The 21,038-nt window shown below is 66.4% G+C and carries 13 protein-coding genes; 11 read left to right on the forward strand and 2 right to left on the reverse strand.

Features of this window, described 5'->3' with window-relative positions:
- The first annotated feature begins 133 nt into the window (after window positions 1-133).
- The 8 genes from ACEPA4_RS09045 (at window position 134) to cueR (ending at window position 11,427) form a co-directional block, all read left to right on the forward strand.
- On the forward strand, window positions 134-1,723 hold the full coding sequence (locus ACEPA4_RS09045; RefSeq protein ID WP_065177583.1) for a calcineurin-like phosphoesterase family protein: 1,590 nt from the start codon (window positions 134-136) through the stop codon (window positions 1,721-1,723).
- Between the two features lie 35 nt (window positions 1,724-1,758).
- A complete protein-coding gene (locus ACEPA4_RS09050) occupies window positions 1,759-2,043 on the forward strand; it encodes a hypothetical protein (RefSeq protein ID WP_005409434.1) in 285 nt (94 codons plus the stop codon).
- A gap of 84 nt (window positions 2,044-2,127) precedes the next feature.
- A complete protein-coding gene (locus ACEPA4_RS09055) occupies window positions 2,128-3,150 on the forward strand; it encodes a glucokinase (RefSeq protein WP_065197007.1) in 1,023 nt (340 codons plus the stop codon).
- Between the two features lie 51 nt (window positions 3,151-3,201).
- A complete protein-coding gene (locus tag ACEPA4_RS09060; RefSeq protein WP_262089647.1) occupies window positions 3,202-4,200 on the forward strand; it encodes a N(4)-(beta-N-acetylglucosaminyl)-L-asparaginase in 999 nt (332 codons plus the stop codon).
- The gene (locus ACEPA4_RS09065; RefSeq protein ID WP_065197006.1) at window positions 4,197-4,934 is read left to right on the forward strand and encodes a copper homeostasis protein CutC; all 738 of its coding nucleotides are present in this window, start codon (window positions 4,197-4,199) and stop codon (window positions 4,932-4,934) included. Before ACEPA4_RS09060 ends, ACEPA4_RS09065 begins: the two co-directional genes overlap by 4 nt.
- A 405-nt stretch (window positions 4,935-5,339) precedes the next feature.
- Complete coding sequence (locus tag ACEPA4_RS09070; RefSeq protein WP_262089645.1) at window positions 5,340-8,297, forward strand: TonB-dependent siderophore receptor; 2,958 nt, start codon at window positions 5,340-5,342, stop codon at window positions 8,295-8,297.
- Between the two features lie 161 nt (window positions 8,298-8,458).
- Window positions 8,459-10,960: a heavy metal translocating P-type ATPase gene (locus ACEPA4_RS09075; RefSeq protein ID WP_329845212.1), complete on the forward strand. Its 2,502-nt coding sequence runs from the start codon at window positions 8,459-8,461 to the stop codon at window positions 10,958-10,960.
- An 11-nt stretch (window positions 10,961-10,971) separates the two neighbouring features.
- The gene (gene cueR, locus ACEPA4_RS09080) at window positions 10,972-11,427 is read left to right on the forward strand and encodes a Cu(I)-responsive transcriptional regulator (RefSeq protein ID WP_065177589.1); all 456 of its coding nucleotides are present in this window, start codon (window positions 10,972-10,974) and stop codon (window positions 11,425-11,427) included.
- An 80-nt stretch (window positions 11,428-11,507) separates the two neighbouring features.
- Here the strand turns inward: cueR and ACEPA4_RS09085 are convergent, their stop codons facing one another.
- Both ACEPA4_RS09085 and ACEPA4_RS09090 read right to left on the reverse strand, forming a co-directional pair.
- Entirely contained in the window at window positions 11,508-11,702 is a 195-nt protein-coding gene (locus ACEPA4_RS09085; protein ID WP_065177590.1) for a heavy-metal-associated domain-containing protein, read from the reverse strand.
- Window positions 11,703-11,889: 187 nt separating this feature from the next.
- Entirely contained in the window at window positions 11,890-14,964 is a 3,075-nt protein-coding gene (locus tag ACEPA4_RS09090) for a TonB-dependent receptor (RefSeq protein ID WP_065177591.1), read from the reverse strand.
- A gap of 1,088 nt (window positions 14,965-16,052) precedes the next feature.
- Here ACEPA4_RS09090 and ACEPA4_RS09095 point away from each other — a divergent pair.
- From ACEPA4_RS09095 to fucP, 3 genes are all read left to right on the forward strand, one after another.
- A complete protein-coding gene (locus tag ACEPA4_RS09095; RefSeq protein WP_235649550.1) occupies window positions 16,053-18,518 on the forward strand; it encodes a GH92 family glycosyl hydrolase in 2,466 nt (821 codons plus the stop codon).
- A 96-nt stretch (window positions 18,519-18,614) separates the two neighbouring features.
- Window positions 18,615-19,664: a LacI family DNA-binding transcriptional regulator gene (locus ACEPA4_RS09100; protein ID WP_005416345.1), complete on the forward strand. Its 1,050-nt coding sequence runs from the start codon at window positions 18,615-18,617 to the stop codon at window positions 19,662-19,664.
- 60 nt (window positions 19,665-19,724) lie between these two features.
- Window positions 19,725-21,038 carry an L-fucose:H+ symporter permease gene (gene fucP / locus ACEPA4_RS09105; RefSeq protein ID WP_164093668.1) on the forward strand — a complete coding sequence of 438 codons (1,314 nt, stop codon included), beginning with the start codon at window positions 19,725-19,727 and terminating at the stop codon, window positions 21,036-21,038.

The following is a 21,038-nucleotide window of genomic DNA, read 5'->3' on the forward strand; positions in this document are numbered from 1 at the left end:
GCCGCTGGCCGGCAACCTCCTGATCGTCGGACATCCAAGGGTTGCCGGCCAGCGGCCGGCACTACCCGCCGGCAATGCAGCCGAGCGTGGCTCGGCTCTACAATACCGCGTCTCTTTCTGCCGGATGCCTCCCATGAAACTGCCTGCTGCCTGGCTGTGCTGCCTGTTGCTGACCTCGCCGGCCTGGGCTGCGGACACCGTGGTCACCGGCAAGGTCTATCTGGAGCGTGACGGCAAGCCGGGCCGCGGTGCGACCGATCCGGGCCTGGCCGGGGTGCAGGTCTCCAACGGCGAGACGATCGTCAAGACCGCCGCCGATGGCAGCTACAGCCTTCCGGTGCGTGACGGCCAGACCGTGTTCGTGATCAAGCCCGATGCGTATTCGTTCCCGAAGGCGACAGACGGCCTGCCTTCGTTCTGGCGCCACTTCCGCCCGAACGGCTCGCCGGCGCTGAAGTACGGCGGCATCGCCGCCACCAGCGATGTCACCCGCAACTGGGATTTCGCGCTGCAGTCGGATCGCCATGACAGCCGTCGCGGCTTCCAGATGCTGGTCTTCACCGACTCCCAGACCGCCAGCCTGAAGGACATCGGCTACTACCAGCAGTCGATCGTGTCGCCGCTGGTCGGCCAGACCAAGGCGCGCATGGGCACCACCCTGGGTGACATCGTCAACGACGATCTGACCCTGTATCCGGCAATCAACAAGGTCACCACGTCGCTGGGCGTGCCGTGGTTCCATGTGCCGGGCAATCACGACCTCGATTTCGATGCAGCCAGCGACGAGCATTCGCTGGACAGCTGGCGCAACATCTACGGCCCGGACACCTACGCGGTGGAAGAGGGCGGTGCCAGTTTCGTGTTCCTCGACGACGTGGTGTATGACCCCAACGCAAGGCCGAAGTATGTCGGTGGCCTGCGCGAAGACCAGTTCGCTTTCCTTGCCAGCTACCTGAAAGGCCTGCACAAGGACCGCCTGCTGGTGCTGGGCATGCACATCCCGCTGTTCGACGCCGCGCCGGGGCGCGAGACCTTCCGTCATGCTGACCGCCAGCGCCTGTTCGACCTGCTGAAGGACTTCCGCAACGTGCTGGTGCTCAGCGGGCACAGCCACACCCAGCAGCACGTCTACCACGGCAAGGCCGACGGCTGGAACGGTGACAAGCCGCTGCACGAATACAACGTCGGTGCCAACTGCGGCGCATTCTGGTCCGGGGTGAAGGATGCCGCCGGCGTGCCGGACAGCGCCATGAGTGATGGCACGCCAAAGGGCTACGCGTTGCTGGACGTCGCCGGCAATGGCAGCTACAAACTGCAGTACCGCGTGGCCGGCAAGCCGGCCAGCGAGCAGATCGGCCTGCATGCGCCGAAGGTGCTGCGCCAGGGGGCCTATCCGGCGTGGGGTGTCTACGCCAACGTCTACATGGGCGAGGACGCCAGCGTGGTCGAGTACCGCGTCGATGGCGGTGCCTGGCAGCCGATGAAGCAGGTCAGTCAGCCCGATCCGCGCCTGATGGTGGAGAACGTGGCTGACGATCTGGCTGACAGCCTGCGCGGCTACGACCGTTCGCCGGAGGCCACCGCGTCGCCGCACCTGTGGCGTGGCGCGCTGCCGACCGACCTGGCAGTGGGCAGTCACAAGGTCGAAGTACGCTCTACCCAGCCTGATGGTGCAGTATTCACCGCCACCACCCGCTACAGCCTGCAGACGGCACAGCCCTGATCCCCCGCATCTCCGCTCCAGCGAAAGGACCCCGCATGGATATCCGCTTCATGGCCGGCACCACGCCAGTCACCCTCAGCCGCCACTGGTTCACCGGCGCGATGCTGCTGCAGAGCGCCACCGAGAAGGTCTGGGTGCAGCATCCGCTGCATCCGGGCACCCACTTCTCGTTCTCGCTGGTACAGTCGTGGCTGCGCCACATCGCCGGCCATGAGGTGCTGGTCGAGCGCACCCGGCCGCTGTTGTTCGCCGGCTTCCGCCCGCAGCGCCTGCGCGTGCTGGTGGATGGTGTGCAGGTGGCCGAACAGGAAGGCATGTAGTCCAACCTGAACCGCCGGCGCGCTAGGCAAAGCCGCCCCGATGCCTGAGAATCGGGGCGATTCAATCGATCCAAGCAGGCCAGCGTGACCATCGCAGCAGCGTCTCCGGTTTCCACCGACTCCGCCCGCGGCGGTCTTCCGCGCAGTCTCGTTGTCGCCGATGTCGGCGGCACCTTCGCCCGTTTGGCGCTGGCTGAAACGCAAGCCGGCCAGGCACCACTGCTGGGCAGCCATCGCACCTACGCCTGCGCCGAGCACCCCAGCCTGGCCGCGATCCTGGCCGATTTCACCGCTGGCCTCGGCCAGCCGGTACAGGCCGCGGTGGTCGCCATCGCCGGCCTGCTCGATGGCGATGTGTTGATCAATTCCAACCTGCCGTGGACGGTCTCGCTGTCGGCCACGCGGGTGCAGTCCGGGCTGTATGAGCTGCAGCTGATCAATGATTTTGAAGCGGTGGCGTTGGCCATTCCCTACCTGCAGCCTGACACCCTGGTGCCGCTCAATGGCGATGCTGACCCGGCGCAGGCGTTCCCGGCGCTGGTGCTGGGCGCCGGAACCGGCCTGGGTGCAGCATTGCGCTTTGCCGACGGCGAGCGTCCGGTGCTGGCCAGCGAGATCGGCCATGCCGCGCTCGGCGCCGGCAACGCGCTGGAACTGCAGGTGCTGGACAAGCTGCTGCAGCGCTGGCCGCACGTGGACAACGAGCGCGTGCTGTCCGGCAGTGGCCTGATGAACCTGTATCCGTGCCTGTGCGAACTGCGTGGCGTCACTCCGGTGTGGAGCAGTACCGAGGCACTGATCGGTGCCGCGCGCAGCGGTGAGGATGCGCTGGCGGTGGAAACGCTGCAGGTGTTCTGTGCCTGGCTGGGCAGCCTGGCCGGCGACGCAGCGATCGCGGTGGGTGCGCGTTCGGTGTACCTGGCCGGGGGTATTTCCGCGCATGTGCAGGATTTCCTGGCCGATGGTCGCTTCCGTGAGCGCTTCCTCAACAAGGGCGTGCTGACCGAGGTGCTGCGCCAGGTGCCGGTATGGCGCGTGGAGCATGGCCAGCTGGGCGTTCTCGGCGCAGCGGTCTGGTACGCCGCACGGCAGCCCACGCACGACTGATCGGCGTGGCCGGCATCGGGCCGGCCGTGCATTGCAGACTGGGAGGGGAAGATGGTGGATCGCAGGCAGTTCCTGCAGGCCGGCGCACTGGCCGCAGGCATGGTGGCCTTGCCGGGCGTGCAGGCGCGCACGCAGGGTGGGGCCAGGGTGGTTTCGACCTGGGACTTCGGCGTGCCGGCCAACCAGGCCGCGTGGAAGGTGCTGGCGCAGGGTGGCAGCGCACTGGATGCAGTTGAAGCCGGTGCACGCTGGGCCGAGAGCGAGCTGTGCAACCCCACCGTCGGCCATTGCGGTAACCCGGATCGCGACGGGGTGCTGAGCCTGGATGCGAGCATCATGGATGGTGATGGCCGTTGTGGCGCAGTGGCCGCGCTGGTGGACATCCTGCATCCGGTGTCGGTGGCCCGCAAAGTGATGGAAAACAGCCCGCACGTGCTGCTGGTGGGCGAGGGCGCGCAGCAGTTCGCGGTGCAGCAGGGTTTTGAACGCAGGCACCTGCTGACGCCGCAGGCCGAAGCGGCCTGGCGCGAGTGGCTGAAGACCGAGAAGTACCAGCCGCAGATCAATGCCGAGCGTCGTAGTATTCCTGGCAACAGCGACAACCACGACACCATCGGCATGCTGGCGCTGGATGCCCGCGGTAAGCTGGCCGGCGCCTGCACCACCAGCGGCATGGCCTGGAAGCTGCACGGCCGGGTCGGCGACAGCCCGATCATCGGTGCCGGCCTGTATGTCGACAACGAAGTGGGCGCGGCCACTGCTTCGGGCGTGGGTGAGGAGATGATCCGCAACGCCGCCTCGTTCCTGGTGGTTGAGCTGATGCGCCAAGGGCGCTCGCCCGCGCAGGCCTGCCGCGAAGCCATCGACCGCGTGGTGCGCAAGCGCCCCGAAGCGAGCAGAACATTGCAGGTGTGCTTCCTGGCCATGAACAAGCAGGGCGAGGTGGGTGCCTACGCGTTGCACCGCGGCTTCGTCTACGCCGTGTGCGATGGACAGCGCCAGGACGACCTGCACGACTCGCCGTCGATCTACACGAGCACTCAGGCGTGAGCACGCGGCTGACCCTGGAGATCGCCAGCAACTCGCTGGCCTCGGCGCTGGCCGCGCAGGCCGGCGGTGCCGACCGCATCGAACTGTTCGAGAACCTGGCCGAGGGTGGCACCACGCCGTCGTTTGCCACCATCGCGATTGCCCGGGAACGCCTGTCGATTCCGCTGTTCGTGCTGGTGCGCCCGCGCCCGGGTGATTTCCACTACGACGCATTGGAAACCGAACTGATGCTGCGTGACATCGCGCAGTGCCGCGCGCTCGGCTGCGATGGCGTGGTGATCGGTGCGCTGGATGTGCAGGGCGGGATCGATCTGGCGCTGTGCCGTGAACTGGTGCAGGCCGCCGGGCCGCTGCAGGTGACCTTCCATCGCGCCTTCGATGCTGCCCGCGATCTGCCGGCGGCACTTGAGCAGGTGGTTGAGCTGGGTTGCCAGCGCGTGCTGACCTCGGGCGGCCAGGTCAGCGCCGAGGCCGGCGCGGATGTGCTGGCGGGTCTGGTCACCCAGGCGGCGGGACGTATCACGGTGATGGCCGGCGCCGGGCTGGGACCGGCCAACATCGCGGCCGTTGCGCGACGGAGCGGCTGCACCGAACTGCACGCCTCGGCCAAGGGCCTGCGGCGCTCGGCCATGCAGTTCCAGAACCCGGCGCTGCGCGGCCTGGACCCGGACTGGAGCCAGACCGCCACCGCCACCGTGGCCGCACTGCGGCAGGCGCTGGACGGCGCAAGGTAACCCGCTTCTCCTGTAGAGCCGAGCCAACGCTCGGCTGCGCTTTGCGACAAACGACAGCAACCGGGCACGGGCTCGGCTCTACAACGCCCCGCTGCCGCCGCACGCGACAACGCGGACAAAACCGTTCCGCGCGCGATTGTCGCGTTCGTGTCATTGTCGTGTGCGCCGTTCTCTCAGCGATGTTGCGCAACCCTTTGATTGTTCTGGATACCGGCAGCCGATAGCGGCATTCCGCCAGCGGTTGCTGCATCGCCGCATGCCCGGCGCTGTTCAGCTGTGCTTTAGTTTGGATCGATCCACAGGGGAGGGGCTGGGACGGTCGTGAACCGATCCCGGTACCCGGATCAGCCGTCGTGCTACGCCACCACCCGTCCGTGCGTCCACCCTTTCCAAGAGCAATCACCCATGGCTCAGTCCGTTCGCAAGCGTCGTCACCTGCTGTCCCAGGCACTGGTCCTGGTCCTGTTTCCCCTGGCCGCTGGTGCACAGGAAGCGGCCAGTTCGTCCACCAAGGACTTGGACGCGGTCACCGTTACCGGTTCGCGCATCAAGCGCGCCGCGGTCGAAGGTCCGGCCCCGGTCAACGTGATCACCGCGCAGCAGATCCAGAAAGAGGGCTTCGTCAGCGTGTACGACGCGCTGAAGACGCTCACCGAAGCGACCGGTACCGTCGAAGCCGCCTCGCAGTGGGGTTCGCACACGCCAAATGCCAGCGGGCTGAACCTGCGCGGGATGGGCCCGAATCGCTCGCTGCTGTTGGTCAACGGCCGTCGCGTGGCCGATTACCCGCTGCCGTATGGCGGTGAAACCAATTTCTCCAACTACGGCAACATTCCGGCCGCAGCGGTGGAACGCATCGAAGTACTGACCGGCGGCGCCTCGGCCATCTATGGTTCGGACGCGATCGCCGGCGTGGTCAACGTCATCCTCAAGACCAACTACGACGGCGACGAAGTGCGCGTGCGTGGCGGTACCTCCACCGAAGGCGGGCGCGACACCTGGGACCTGTCATGGGCCGGCGGCAGGACCGGTGACAACTGGAGCGTGACCTACGCGCTGCAGTACACCAAGCGCGATCCCCTGTTCGGCCGCGACCGCCCGCAGATGGACGATGCCGATGATGCGCCGTATGCGTCCTGGAACATGGAGCAGCGCAAGGTCGGTTTCCGCCCCACCTCGGGCCTGGCGTTGATCGATCCGACGACGGGCCAGCGCCTGGCGCCGCCCACCGGTACCTGCGAGAAGTTCGACGGTGAGTACTACACGGCCGATCGACTGGTCTACAACTACGCCGCCAACCGCATCACCAACACCGGCAGCCTGTGCGGCATGAGCGCCGACTACGCCAACTGGCTGCTGACCGGTGGTGCCGAGAACGTGTCCGGCAACCTGTATGCCACCTTCGATTTCAGCAGCGACCTGCAGGCCTGGACCAACCTGGCGGCGTACCGCTCCGAAGCGATCTGGGGCACCAATCCACCCAGCGTCTCGCTGATCGACGATGACAACGGCTACTACTGGGATGCCAACCGCAACCGCCCGATCCTGGGCGTGCGCCAGTTCACCCCGAACGAAGTCGGCGGCTTGGACACCCTGCGCAACACCAACCGCGAGCTGTCATGGGACTGGAGCGCGGGCCTGCGTGGACGCCTTGCCGACCGCTTCGACTGGAGCGCCACGGTGGGCCGTTCCTACTATCGCGTGGAAGAACGGCAGAACGTGGTCGACAAGCAGAAGTCGTACGACTACTTCCTCGGCCCGCGCCTGGGCACCACCGCCAACGGCGAGGCGATCTACGCGCTGAACGAATCGCGCTGGTGGAATCCGCTCACGCCGGACCAGTACTGGCAGATGGGTGCGGTGGCCAGGAACCGCGCGTCATCGTGGGTCAACCAGGCCTCGGCGGATATCACCGGCGAACTGTTCCAGGGCTGGGCCGGCCCGATCTCGTTCGCCGCCGTGGCCGAAGTCGCGCAGCAGGGCTATCACCTCAGCCCGGACCCGCGCGCCGGCATCGACTTCGATCTGCAGAACGTCGATCGCGGTGGCGGCGAGCGCACCCGTTACTCGGCCGGCGTCGAGTTCAAGATCCCGCTGCTGGAGAGCGTGACGGCCACCGCGGCCGCCCGCTACGACCGCTATGGCAACTACAAGGCCGATGACAGCAGTGAAACGCTGGATATCGGCAGCCAGAAGGAGACCACCTGGAACGTCGGCCTGGAATGGCGCCCGGTCGAATCGCTGCTGGTGCGTGGCTCGTACGCCACCAGTTTCCACGCGCCGGACATGCACTATCTGCTGGGCCAGCCGAGCAGTTCCGAAGTGCAGACCTATGACCGCCTGCGCTGCATCCAGAGCGGTGCCTACCTGGTCAACAACTGTGGCGTGGGCAACACCGATGTCTGGTACACCTTCGACGTGAACCGGCGTGGCACGCCGCTGCTGCGTTCGGAAACCGGCGATTCGTGGACGGTCGGCTTCGTCTGGGACGTGATGCCGAACCTGTCGGTCAGCGCCGACTACTGGGCGATCAAGCTGGAAGACATGATCGTCGATGTCGGCGCCGACGAGGTGCTGGCCAGCGAGGCCGGCTGCCTGACCGGCAAGAACATCGATGGCACGCCGTGGGCCAATCCGGCCGGTGGCGATTATTGCGCCGGCATCCTGGCCCGCGTGAACCGTGACAGCAGCGGCCGGCTGGTGTCGATCGAGCGCGGCCCGTTCAACCTGGCCAGCCGGGAAGTGCGCGGTATCGACCTGACTGCACGCTATCGCCTGGAAACCGCGCAGTGGGGCAGCTTCCAGCTGGGCCTGAACTACACCAACCAGATCTCGACCAAGGAACAGCGCTACGCCAACGACCCGAACCCGGAACGGCGCGACCGAGACCTGCGCAGCAAGCTGCGCGCGAGCCTGGCCTGGCAGCGCGGCAACTGGAACGCCAACGTCTATGCCGACCGCGTGGGTTCGGTGCCGGGCGTGCGCTATCACTGGGGCACCGATCGCCTGGACAATCCCGGCGGTTGCCTGCCGTTCGCCGACGGCTACGTGCCCAGTGACAGTCCGTCGCTGAACTGCCTGGAACCGGCACAGCTGCCGGATGGCTCGGTGAACCCGAACCCCAACGCGGGCCAGCAGACCTCGCGCTACTTCGGCCGGGTCGGGCCGTTCATCACCTGGAACGTCAACGTGGGTTACCAGGTGACCGAGCACGCCAAGGTCAATGTCTACGTCAACAACGTGTTCAATTCGGCCAGCTGGAACCACAAGGACCCGTACAAGCTGGACTATGACTTCGCCCCGACCCGGTTGCTGAGCGCGGTCGGCCGCGAGTTCGCATTGGAGTATGTGTTCACCTTCTGAGGAGACCGGCCTCCGCCGGTAGATCCACGCCATGCATGGATGCGGAAACGGAACACCGGGGGCGGCGCCCCCTTCAGGCATGCGGACAGGCTGGATTTGACCTTCCCACGATGGCAAGGTTTAGCCTGTCCGCATCCAGAAGGAAACCCGGGAATCCGATCATGAGCACGCCGCGCGCCGCTGCCGCCCCCGCCAGCCCCTCCACCATCAGCCTGCCCATCGAGGGCATGACCTGCGCCAGCTGCGTAGGCCGGGTCGAGGCAGCACTGTCCAAGGTCGAGGGCGTGGGCAGTGTCTCGGTGAACCTGGCCACCGAGCGGGCGGACATTCGTCCGTCGGGCCCGGTGGATCGCGCGGCGCTTGTCCAGGCAGTGGAGCGGGTGGGCTATGACGTGCCCGCAGCGACCACCGAACTGGCGGTCGAAGGCATGACCTGCGCTTCCTGCGTGGGCCGTGTCGAACGCGCGCTGTTGGCCGTGCCCGGCGTCAGCCAGGCCAGCGTCAACCTGGCCACCGAGCGCGCCACGGTGCGTGGCATGGCGGACGTGGCTGCGCTGGTCGCCGCGATCGACAAGGCCGGCTATGACGCACGTGTGATCGAGGCGGGTGTGCAGTCCGATGACCAGGCTGCGGAAAAGAAGGATGCCGAGCGCGCCGAACTGAAGCGCGACCTGATCGTGGCGGCCGCGCTGGCACTGCCGGTGTTCGTACTGGAAATGGGCTCGCACCTGATTCCCGGCATGCACGCATGGGTGATGTCCACCCTCGGCATGCAGGCCAGCTGGTACCTGCAGTTCGTGCTGACCGCGCTGGTGCTGGCCATTCCGGGCCGCCGTTTCTACCAGAAGGGGTTCCCGGCGCTGCTGCGGTTGGCGCCGGACATGAATTCGCTGGTGGCGGTGGGCACCGCCGCGGCGTTCGGCTATTCGGTGGTAGCGACCTTTGCACCGCGGCTGCTGCCGCCGGGCACGGTGAACGTCTACTACGAAGCGGCGGCGGTGATCGTCGCGCTGATCCTGCTCGGCCGCTTCCTGGAGGCCCGGGCCAAGGGCCGCACCTCTGAAGCGATCAAGCGCCTGGTCAACCTGCAGGCCAAGGTGGCCCATGTGATCCGTGACGGCCGCGCGGTCGACATCCCGATCAATGAAGTGCAGAGCGGCGACCTGGTGGAAGTGCGCCCCGGCGAGCGCGTGCCGGTGGATGGCGAGGTGGTTGAAGGCCGCAGCTACATCGATGAATCGATGATCAGCGGCGAGCCGATTCCGGTCGAGAAGCTGCCGGGCAGCAGCGTGGTGGGTGGCACGGTCAACCAGAAGGGCGCACTGACGGTGCGGGCCACGGCCGTGGGCGCGCAGACCCTGCTGGCGCAGATCATCCGCATGGTCGAACAGGCGCAGGGCTCGAAGCTGCCGATCCAGGCGGTGGTCGACAAGGTCACGTTGTGGTTTGTGCCGGCGGTGATGCTGGCCGCGCTGGCGACCTTCGCGGTCTGGTTGATCTTCGGTCCATCGCCGGCACTGAGCTTTGCACTGGTCAATGCGGTGGCGGTGCTGATCATTGCCTGCCCGTGCGCGATGGGCCTGGCCACGCCGACCTCGATCATGGTCGGAACCGGTCGTGGCGCCGAAATGGGCGTGCTGTTCCGCAAGGGCGAAGCACTGCAGCTGCTGAAGGACGCGCAGGTGGTGGCGGTGGACAAGACCGGCACGCTGACCGAAGGCCGCCCGCGCCTGACCGACCTGGAGATTGCTGCCGGCTTCGATCGCAACAGGGTTCTGGCGGCAGTGGCCGCGGTGGAGTCGCGCTCGGAGCATCCCATCGCCCGCGCGATTGTTGATGCCGCGACCGGGCAGGGCATCACGTTGCCGGGCATGGTCGACTTCGAATCGGTCACCGGCATGGGCGTGCGGGCCAGTGTCGAGGGTGCACGCGTGGAGGTCGGTGCCGATCGCTTCATGCGCGACCTGGGCGTGGACATCACTGCATTCGCAGCATTGGCGGCGGAACTCGGCACGCAGGGCAAGTCGCCGCTGTATGCCGCCATCGACGGTCGCCTGGCCGCGATCATCGCGGTATCCGATCCGATCAAGCCGAGCACCCCGGCAGCGATCGCGGCACTGCATCGGTTGGGCCTGAAGGTGGCGATGATCACCGGCGACAACGCCGGGACCGCGCAGGCGATCGCGCGCCAGCTCGGCATCGATGAAGTGGTGGCCGAGGTGCTGCCGGAAGGCAAGGTCGAGGCAGTGCGCCGGCTGAAGGCCACGCACGGCCACGTCGCCTTCGTTGGTGACGGCATCAACGATGCCCCTGCGTTGGCTGAAGCCGATGTCGGCCTTGCCATTGGTACCGGCACCGATATCGCGGTGGAGTCGGCCGACGTGGTGCTGATGTCGGGCAACCTGCAGGGCGTACCGAACGCCATTGCGCTATCGAAGGCGACGTTGGGCAACATCCGGCAGAACCTGTTCTGGGCCTTCGCCTACAACACCGCGTTGATTCCGGTGGCCGCCGGCGTGCTGTACCCGGCCTGGGGCGTGCTGCTGTCGCCGGTGTTCGCGGCCGGTGCGATGGCGCTGTCCAGTGTGTTCGTGCTGGGCAACGCACTGCGCCTGCGCCGCTTCCAGCCGCCGATGGCGGATGCCGCCGTTGCGACCCACTGAAGGAGAATCGCATGAATATCGGTGACGCCGCCAAGGCCTCCAGCGTGTCGGCGAAAATGATCCGCTACTACGAACAGATCGGCCTGATTCCTGCGGCGGATAGAACGGAGTCGGGCTATCGGGCGTATTCGCAGGCCGACATCCATCGCCTGCGCTTCATCCGCCGCGCGCGCGATCTCGGCTTCCAGGTGGCCGAAATCGGCGACCTGCTGGGCCTGTGGAACGACACGTCGCGCCACAGTGCCGACGTCAAGCAGCTGGCCGAGCAGCACATCGCCGACCTGGAACAGCGCATCGAGCACATGCGGCAGATGGCCGACACGCTGAAATCGCTGATCCGCTGCTGTGCCGGCGATGAGCGCCCGGAATGCCCGATCCTGCAGCGGCTGGGTGAAGACGATGAGGCTCCGCTGCCGGTGGAAGCGGCCAAGACCGGCGCGGTGCGCCGCCGCGCACGCAAGCACTGAGTTTTCATGTTCGCATGCGCTGAAAAGCCCGCCCAGTGACAGTGCAGGGGGCGGGCTCCGCTGTGGCAGAAAGCAGGGGATCAGGCAGTGCGCGGCGGGAACCCCGCATCCTTCAGCGCGGCGAACACCTGCTCCTGTGATGCGGTGGTCTGCACCTTGACCAGGCCGGTCGGCGGATCGGCCACCACACTGGCGCTCGGATCGATCTGCTGGATCGCGCGGGTCACGCTGCGCGCGCAGCCGCCGCAGGTCATGCGGTCAACATGGAATTCCATCTGTAGCTCCTTCGGTGCTCGTGAGGTGAAACCAGTGTGCACCTTCCAACGATGGCAGGGTCAAGCAGGTGGCTGAACGGCGGTGCAGGCAAATGAAAACGGCAGCCGCCTGTACCAGCGCGGCTGCCGTGGAGGACCATTCCCGTCGGGGCGGGCAAGACTGCGCCGGGCCAGGCCCGGCGCTGCCTCAGAACTTCCAGTTCACGCCGAAATACAGCTGGCGCCCGGCGTACAGATTGGACAGCAGGCGGGCCTGGCTGTCGTTGCCGATGTAGCTGCGCAGCTCGGACTTGGTGGCGTTCAGTACGGCCGCGGTCACCGTCCAGTCCGGGGTGAGGTTGTAGGCCACGTTCAGGTCAAGCTGGCTGTAAGGCTTGGTGTAGGTGGTCATGCCATTGTTCAGGCCGCCGACCACTTCACCTCGACGGTTGTACGAGGCGCGCGCCAGGAACTTTTCGTTCTCGTAGAACACCGTAACGTTGGCCTGGTTCTTGGCACTGCCGACCAGCGGCGAGGAGCCGATTTCCTCGCCATCCAGCACGATCGAGGCCAGGTTGGTGTCGTTGTAGGTGTAGTTGGCCTGCACGCCCAGTCCGAAGTCGAACGTGTACTGGCCATACAGTTCCACGCCCTGCGACACGCCATCGCGGCCATTGGCCTGGGTCTCGTACTTCTGCACGGTGACCGACTGCCCGCCGACGTTCATCTGCTGGTCGCGCACCACCGGCACGGTGAAGTTGTCCACGTTCTTGCGGAACAGCGAAACACCTGCGACCGCGCCCGGCTTGAAGTACCACTCCAGGCCCAGGTCGAACTGGACCGCCTTGAACGGTTCCAGCGCCTTGTTGCTGCCCGAGCCGTACCAGCCGGGCGTGTCGGTGCCGCCGGTGACGCGGCGGTCGTTGGCGTACTCTTCGCTGATGTAGCGCAGGCCACCGGGATAGGCGATGCTGGTGTAGCTCGGGCGCGCGACCACCTTCGACGCCGCGCCACGCAGCACCAGGTTGTCGGTGATGTCCCAGGCAATGTTGAAGCTGGGCAGCACGTCGGTATAGGTCTTTTCCAGCGACGACAGGGCATACACCTTGTCGCGCACCTGCGGGTCGGGCAGGCGGACGAAGCCACCCTGGCAGCGCAGGTTCGGGTCGGCGGCCGGATCATCGCAGCTCATCGGCGCGCCGCTGGCGTTGTCGACGAAATAGTCGTTGAAGCGCTCGACCGAATCGCTGGACTGGGCGAACTGCTTGGTCCGCACCACGCGCACGCCGATGTTGCCGCGTACCCGCTCAGTGCGGAAGTTGGCCTGGAAGTAGCCGGAATAAATCTTCTCGTTGACGTCGTAGACGAAGTCTTCTTCGGTGCGGTTGTGCGAGCCACCGTAGGTCTTGTTCAGGTAGTCGATGTAGGCCGGGTAGTTGATGCCCGGGAACACGTTGGCGTTGAACGCGCCGGTGATGTTGCTGATCGGGTTGGACAGGAAGAAGCCCGGCTGCGCATCGCCTGCGGTCGGATCGCAACCGGCCTGGTAGCGGTTGTTGTCATAGTCGGACGGATCCAGGCCCGGGCACACCCAATAGGTGTTGCCGGTGTTGCGGTGGACCTTGCCATCGCGGTACTTGGCGCCGAACTGGATCGAATCCAGCCAGCCGGCCTCGAACAGCTTGGTGACGTCGGCCTGGAAGTAGTTCTGCTTGACCTCGGTCTGCATCCACGACGAATCGGTCGAGCCGGTATCGACTTCGGCCACGCCCGCCATCAACTGCTGCTGCAGGTCCGGCGAGAACTGCACCGACGGCGTGCCGGTCAGGTCCCAGGCGGTGTACTGGTTGCCGGACTGCCACTGGTTGCCAACCTTGCGGCGCGGCTTGGCCGACATGCGGAAATTCATCGACGGACCACCTTCGGACCAGGTGCGGCCGCCGGTGAACGAGGCCTTCCACAGCGGGCTGATATCCCAGTCGATGGTCAGGTCGGCGGTCTGCGACAGTGCCTTTTCCTTGCTGTATCCACCGGTGAGCTGCGGAGTGGGGATGGTGCAGTCGTCCGGGCCCCAGCCACCGGGTTCCAGGCCGGCTGCCGCTGCTTCTTCCTCACTGCAGTAATAGGTCTTTCCGGCCAGCTTCTGGTACTGCGCACCCGTGACGATGCTGCCACTCGGGTCGAAATCCAGGCCGTTGAGCAGGCGGCCGCCGGCCCAGTTGCCGTCCTGGTTGTAGCGGGCCAGGTTCCACTCCGGCACCTTCAGCATGTTCTGGGTGTAGTCACCCTGCAGCTCGAAGCGGAAGTAGTTCGCGGTCATCGTGACGTTGTCGACCGGCTTGAACTGGAAGGTCAGCTGGCCGCCCTTGCGCTCGCGCTTTTCTTCCTTCACCGCGAAGTTCACCGAGGTCGGCATGAAGAATTCGCTGTAGTTCTTGCCAGCCTGGTTGTTGAAGCCGGACTGGCCCCACCAGTAGTGGATGCCATCCTGCTCCAGCAGGTTGCCGTTGGCATCGCGGGCCGTGGTGCCATTGCCGTACCACTGGTAGTCCTCGGTGCTGGCTTCCATGGTGCGGGTGGTGCGCTTCTGCTGGGTCACGCCGACGAGGACGCCGAAGCGCTCATCCTTGCTGTGCCACGAGTACAGCGCGGACGCCTGCGGATCGACATCGTGGCTGGTATCGGAGGTGGTGCCCTCCAGGTTCACGTAGCCGGAGTTGGATTCCATGTCCAGCGGGCGGCGGGTATGCAGGATGACCGTGCCGCCGATGCCGCCTTCGTCGATGCGTGCTTCCGGCGACTTGAACAGCTCCGCGCTGGACAACATGTTCGATGGCAGCAGGGTGTAGTTGAAGGAGCGCGTCGCTTCGTTGTTGGTCTCCGACGAGGCGACGAAGTTGCCGTTCAACTGGGTCAGGGTCAGGTCCGGCGCGAGGCCGCGCACACTGACACTCTTGCCTTCGCCACCGCTGCGGGTGATGACCACGCCGGGCACGCGCTGCAGTGCGTCGGCGACGTTCTTGTCGGGGAACTTGCCGACGTCCTCGGCGGTGATCACCTCGACCACCGCGTTGGCGTCGCGCTTCTGCTCGAGGCTCTTTTCAATGGCGTAGCGGTAGCCGGTGACCTGGACGCTGTCCAGAGTGGTGGCGTCCTGCGAGCCGGTGGAAGCGGCCTGTTGCGCGGCGGCGCCACCCGGAATGACGGCGGCGGCCAAGGCCAGCGCGATGGCCAACGACAATGCGTCCTGGCCATGCGTACGTGTTGAATGCTTCATTCCCATCTCTCCCTCTCTCATGGATTGATCCGGTGACGTGGCACGGACAACTTGAATCGATCTAATTTGAAGTGACTTTGTCGCTGTCGCCAAGCAACTGCCAGTGGCGCCGCGCGCGTGGCCTGGTACGTCCTGTTGCTGCTCCCCCAACTCCCGGCCATCGCAGCGTCGTCTTGGATCGATCTAAGCGATGGGCGGGCGTTTTTTAGCACGGGTCGCCCGCAGGCGCATGCTGCTGCGCAATATGGTACTGGCGTGGCGAAGGGATGACGGTTTGCTGAAATCAGTGAAATCGTTTTCGTGCGCAGGGGAGGGGGAGTTGGCAGGGCTGCGCCCTGCACCTTCGGTAGTGCCGGCCGCTGGCCGGCAACAGCCAAAGCCAAAGCCAAAGCGGCTCTGGGTTGTCTGTGGCTTGGCGGGGCGGTGTCGGATTGCGGGGACGCCGTAAACCCGTCCATGGGGGCTTGGCCGCGGCATCCATGCCGCGGACACCCCGCAATCCGACACCGCCCCACCTTCGACAGTTTCCCGGTGACGGTTGGATTGTCCTGGCGACGGAATGTGGAACGGCATGGGGTCAGATCCGTTTTCCGTTGGAAAACGGATCTGACCCCGATTGATTTCGTTATCCGACACAGATTCATCCACGCATGGCGTGGATCCACAGATCGCGGAAATCTGTCGAAGGCGGGGTGGGTCCGGTTGCGGGGGCGTGAGCCGCATGGATGCGGCGACCGAGCTTACATGGACGTACTTGCAGCGTCCCCCGCAACCGGACCCACCCCGACTCCCCGCAGGAAACTGGCTTCTGCTGTTGCTGTTGCTGTTGCTGTTGCTGTTGCTGTTGCTGTTGCTGTTGCTCCAGCTCGTAGCAGGTGCAGGGCGCAGCCCTGCCGAACACCCCATCTCATGCTGCGCCGCAGAATGCATTCGGCTGAACCTGCATGCTCTACTTGAATCGATCTAAATTCACGGTCTGGTGGGTCGGGCGTCATTCCAGGGGGAGCTCTCTGCAGGTCAGGGCAGGGCTCAGCGGAACGGTGCCGGACGGCCCCGGCCGTCTGCCTCCGCGTCATCGACTACAGGAACCCGACATGCGTCCAGTGCCGTCCGCTCCCGCCGTCCCATTGTCCTCGCGCCCGCTGGTGCGCCTGGCCTGCCTGCTCGCGCTGTCGTCAGTGCCGGTGCTGCTGCAGGCCGCACCGGCCGCGCTGGAACGCGAGGTCAATACCTTCATCGGCAGCAAGGACGACGGCAACACGTTCCCGGGTGCGTCGGCACCGTTCGGCCTGATCCAGGTCAGTCCGATCGGCAGCCACTACTCGGGCTGGCGCTATGACGACGAGAAGATCCGCGGGTTCGGCCACTCCTTCCTGTCCGGCGCGGGTTGCTGGGAACAGGGCGGGCAGGTGTCGGTGCTGCCGGTGACCGGTTCGATCGGTCCGGGCGGCGATTTCGATACCGGCAATGCCAAGCAGTTCGACCACAAGGCCTACGCATCGACCTACACCCACGATGGCGAGGTCGGCCAGGCCGGCTACTACAAGGTGCGCCTGACCAGCTACGGCGGCATCGATGCGGAAGCCACCGCGCGCACCCGTGCCGCCGCCGAGCGCTACACCTTCAGCCAGCGCAGCGGCGATGGCCACGTGCTCGTCAATGTCGGCCAGGCCAACGAGCGCCATTCGGTGATCGGCAGCGTGGTCGATGTGGTCGGCGATCGTGTGGTGGAAGGCAAACTGGTCACCAAGAGCTTCTGTGGCGGCCACCAGTACACCACCTGGTTCCGCATCGAGTTTGACCGTCCGTTCAAGGCGCATGGCACCTGGGGTGAGGGCGGTGGCCTGCCGGGCGCGCGCCACAGCATGGAAGGCGAGCAGAAGCCGAACGGCGCCTGGCTCAGCTTCGACCTGGCCAAGGGCCAGTCGGTGACGGCGGTCAGCGCGATCTCGCACGTGGATGCCGAAGGCGCGCGCACCAACCTGCGCGCAGAAGGCATGCAGAATGGGGTGCTGCTCGGCTTCGACCGCATGCGTGCGCTGTCCCAGCAGTCCTGGCGCGAGCAGCTGGGCCGGGTGCGTGTTCAGGGCGGCACTGCCGACGACCGCGCGGTGTTCTACAGCGCGGTCTATCACGCACTGCTGCAGCCGATGACCGGCAACGACGCCGACGGCCGCTACCGCGGTTATGACGACGGTATCCACCGCGCCGATGGCTGGACCTATTACGAGTACTTCTCGCTGTGGGATACCTACCGCGCGCAGAACCAGTGGCTGGCGCTGACCCGCCCGGACGTGGCGCGCGACATCGGCCGTACCCTGCTGGCGATCGACGAACAGGTCGGTTGGCTGCCGCGCTGGGGTTATGCCAACTTCGAGACCAACATCATGACCGGCGATCCGGTCACGCCGTTCATGGTCGACCTGTGGCGCTTCGGCGCGCTCAAGGGCCGTGAATCACAGGCCTGGGATGCACTGCGCCGCAATGCCTTCGGCACGCCGCCACTGAACTCGCGCATGGCCGGACGCTCCGGCAACCCGACCTACCTGGACAAGGGCTATGTGGCCTACGACCGCGCGTTCCCGTCCAAGGGCATGGATGTCGATCCACACCATGGTGGTTCGGCCACGCTGGAGTATGCGTTGGCCGACTGCGCGCTCTCGCAGATGGCCGATGGCCTGGGCCATGCGCAGGATGCGGCGACGCTGCGTGAGCGTGGCCGCAACTGGCGCAAGGTGTGGGACCCGCAGGTGCGGGATGCCGAGACGGGTTTCACCGGCTTCCCGCGCCCGCGCACCGAGGATGGCCAGTGGTACACGCCGGCCGATGGCCACTACAGCCCGCGTTCGCACCACGGTTTCCATGAGGGCACGGCGTGGCAGTACCAGTGGCTGGCGCAGCAGGACGTGCCCGGCCTGGTCGAAGCGATGGACGGCCGCGAACAGGCCGGTCGCCGCCTGGATGCGTTCTTCGCGATGGACGCGCTGCAGGCCGATCCGCTCAATGCCGCCCGCAAGGCGTGGGTGGTGGGGCCGTACAGCTACTACAACCAGTTCCGCTACAACCCGAACAACGAGCCGGACCTGCACTCGCCGTGGCTGTACACGCTGATCGGCCAGCCGTGGAAGACCGCCGCCGTGGTGCGTGCCGCGCAGCAGTTGTTCACCAATGCCCCTAATGGCGTGACCGGCAACGATGACCTCGGCACGATGTCGGCCTGGTACCTGTTCAGCGCCATCGGCGTGTACCCGGCGGTGCCGGGCAGCGGCCAGTTCCTGCTGCACGCGCCGCGCTTCAGCAAGGTCGAAGTGGATATGGGCAATGGCCGAACCCTGCGCATCGACGCGCAGGGAGCCGATGGCCGCCGCCTGCAATACGTGCAGGGTGTGCGGGTCGACGGCCAGGCGCATGCACCGGTGTGGTTGGACTGGGACCGCCTGCAGCAGGGCCCGCGCCTGCAGTTCGCGCTCGACGCGAAGGCGCCGGAGCAGGGCTGGGGCACCGCGGTGAAGGACCTGCCGGTGTCCTGGTGCGCGGCACCGGGCAGCCAGCTGCGCTGAGCCGGACTGTGCCGTTCGCGCTGACCCAGCGAACGGCACGGCACGACACGGCCCTGATCCATTAGGCTTGAGCCTCCAGCGGAGTCCGGGAAGACGATGAACGACAACGGCAACAGTCCCAGCAAGCGCGCCGGCAAGGCGGTGACGGTGACCGACATCGCGCGCGCGATCGGCGTGTCACGGGCAACCGTGTCGCTGGTGCTGCGTGGCAGCCCGCTGGTCAACGTCGATACCCGCGCCAAGGTCGAGGCCGAACTGCGCCGCCAGCGTTACGTCTACAACCGCGCGGCGGCCAACCTGCGCCGTCGTACCTCGTCGAGCATCGCGCTGGTGATCAACGATCTCTCCAACCCGTTCTTCGCCGAGTTCGCATCGGGTGTGGACGAGGCGTTGGGCGGGCGTGGCTACGTGACCCTGCTCGGCAGCACGGGTGAATCGCCGGAGCGGCAGCAGGCGGTGCTGTCCACGCTGATGGAGCACACCCCGGCCGGCCTGATCCTGTCGCCGGCCGAGGGCAGCGATACCGCACAGCTGCGGCAGGCACTGGGTGCCAATGCCAACGTGCTGCTGTTCAACCGCGAACTGGCCGGGGCCGACTGGGACTTCCTGACCCTGGACAACCAGCACGGCGCCTATCTGGCCACGCGCCACCTGATTGAGCGCGGCCACCGCCAGATCGCGTTCTTCGGGGGCCACGCCGCATCCAGTTCCTGCCACCAGCGCCGCGCGGGTTTCCAGCAGGCGCTGGCCGAGGCCGGTCTTTCGCTGCCGCCGGGCTGGATGATCGAGTCGGCCCCGAACCGCCTGGAAGCGGCAGCGCGCACCGATGAACTCTTCGCCGACGGTCATCGGCCGAGTGCGGCGGTCTGCTACAACGACACCGTCGCGCTGGGCCTGATGCTGGGCTTGAACTCGCGCGGCATCCGTCCGGGCGGCGATTTCGCCGTCACCGGCTTCGATGATATTTCCGAGGCGGCGGTGGCCGTACCGCCGTTGACCACGCTCACCGCCGACCCGCGCGAGCGTGGCCGCCAGGCTGCGGCGCTGCTGCTGCAGCGGCTGGACGAACCCGACGCGCCGCCTCGGCGCACGGTCGCGCCGGTGCAGTTGCGCATCCGCGAAAGCAGTGCCGCACGACCGAACTGATTCCTTCCGCATACCCCTTCCACGCAACAACGACCTTCCGCGCATCGAGGCGCGTACCGCATGCCGATCTCCGCAACGCCCCGTCCATCGGGTTCTTCGGGCAACGCACCCGCCGTCACCAACGGCAAGGCGTTGGCTGTCGTGACCACGATCTTCTTCATGTGGGGCTTCCTGACCTGCCTCAATGACATCCTGATCCCGCACCTGAAGGCGGTGTTCGAACTGAACTACGCCAAGGCGATGCTGGTGCAGTTCACCTTCTTCGGTACTTACTTCCTGATGTCGCTGCCGGCGGGCCGCCTGGTGGCGGCGCTGGGCTACAAGAAGGGCATCGTGGCTGGACTGGTGATCGCCGGCATTGGCGCGCTGGGCTTCTGGCCGGCGGCCGAACTGCGCGTGTACGGCGCCTTCCTCGGTGCGTTGTTCGTACTGGCCACGGGCATTACCGTGCTGCAGGTCGCCGCCAACCCGTACGTCGCGCTGCTGGGCCCGGAACAGACCAGTTCCAGCCGCCTGACCCTGGCGCAGGCGCTGAACTCGCTGGGCACGGCCATCGCGCCGATCTTCGGCGGCATGCTGATCCTGTCCAACACTGTCAAGAGCGCTGACGACATCGCGGCGCTGCCGGCGGCCGAGCAGCTGGCCTACCGTGCCGCCGAGGCGCAGGCCGTGCAGGGACCGTACGTGGGCCTGGCCGTGGCGCTGGTGCTGCTGGCGCTGTTCGTGTTCCTGTTCCGCCTGCCGGCGCTGAGCGACGCCACCGAGCAGGCCGACCAGGGCCACCACCACAGCTACCTGGATGCGCTGCGCAAGCGCCACCTGCTGCTGGGCGTGCTGGGCATCTTCTTCTACGTCGGCGCTGAGGTGTCGATCGGCAGCTTCCTGGTCAACTACCTGTCGATGCCCAACATCGGTGGCTTCAGCGAACAGGAAGCCACGCACTACGTGTCGGCCTACTGGACGATGGCGATGATCGGCCGCTTCGCGGGTTCAGCGCTGCTGGCGCGCTTCTCGCCCAGCCGCCTGCTGGCGATCTTCGCGCTGGTCAACGTGGCGCTGCTGGTCACGACCATGCTGAGCTCCGGCAACATCGCGCTGTACTCGGTGGTGGCGATCGGCCTGTTCAACTCGATCATGTTCCCGACCATCTTCGCGCTGAGCATCGAGCGCCTGGGGCCACTGACCAACAAGGGCTCCAGCCTGCTGATCATGGCCATCGTCGGCGGTGCCGTGGTGCCGTACCTGCAGGGCGTCCTGGCCGACCACATCGGTGTGCAGGCCAGCTTCATCCTGCCGCTGCTGTGCTACGGCTACATCATTTTCTACGGACTGGTCGGCGCGCGTACGCCGGCCTCCGAAACGCAGGGAGGCTGA

Origin of the sequence: Stenotrophomonas sp. P2112, assembly GCF_041897515.1 — a bacterium.
GTDB classification, from domain to species: domain Bacteria; phylum Pseudomonadota; class Gammaproteobacteria; order Xanthomonadales; family Xanthomonadaceae; genus Stenotrophomonas; species Stenotrophomonas sepilia.

What these genes read in the sequence shown, in the direction of transcription:
- ACEPA4_RS09045 (WP_065177583.1), top strand. Translation starts at nt 134, where the DNA reads ATGAAACTGCCTGCTGCCTGGCTGTGCTGCCTGTTGCTGACCTCGCCG.
- ACEPA4_RS09050 (WP_005409434.1), top strand. Translation starts at nt 1,759, where the DNA reads ATGGATATCCGCTTCATGGCCGGCACCACGCCAGTCACCCTCAGCCGC.
- ACEPA4_RS09060 (WP_262089647.1), top strand. Translation starts at nt 3,202, where the DNA reads ATGGTGGATCGCAGGCAGTTCCTGCAGGCCGGCGCACTGGCCGCAGGC.
- ACEPA4_RS09070 (WP_262089645.1), top strand. Translation starts at nt 5,340, where the DNA reads ATGGCTCAGTCCGTTCGCAAGCGTCGTCACCTGCTGTCCCAGGCACTG.
- ACEPA4_RS09075 (WP_329845212.1), top strand. Translation starts at nt 8,459, where the DNA reads ATGAGCACGCCGCGCGCCGCTGCCGCCCCCGCCAGCCCCTCCACCATC.
- cueR (WP_065177589.1), top strand. Translation starts at nt 10,972, where the DNA reads ATGAATATCGGTGACGCCGCCAAGGCCTCCAGCGTGTCGGCGAAAATG.
- ACEPA4_RS09085 (WP_065177590.1), bottom strand. Translation starts at nt 11,702, where the DNA reads ATGGAATTCCATGTTGACCGCATGACCTGCGGCGGCTGCGCGCGCAGC.
- ACEPA4_RS09090 (WP_065177591.1), bottom strand. Translation starts at nt 14,964, where the DNA reads ATGGGAATGAAGCATTCAACACGTACGCATGGCCAGGACGCATTGTCG.
- ACEPA4_RS09095 (WP_235649550.1), top strand. Translation starts at nt 16,053, where the DNA reads ATGCGTCCAGTGCCGTCCGCTCCCGCCGTCCCATTGTCCTCGCGCCCG.
- ACEPA4_RS09100 (WP_005416345.1), top strand. Translation starts at nt 18,615, where the DNA reads ATGAACGACAACGGCAACAGTCCCAGCAAGCGCGCCGGCAAGGCGGTG.
- fucP (WP_164093668.1), top strand. Translation starts at nt 19,725, where the DNA reads ATGCCGATCTCCGCAACGCCCCGTCCATCGGGTTCTTCGGGCAACGCA.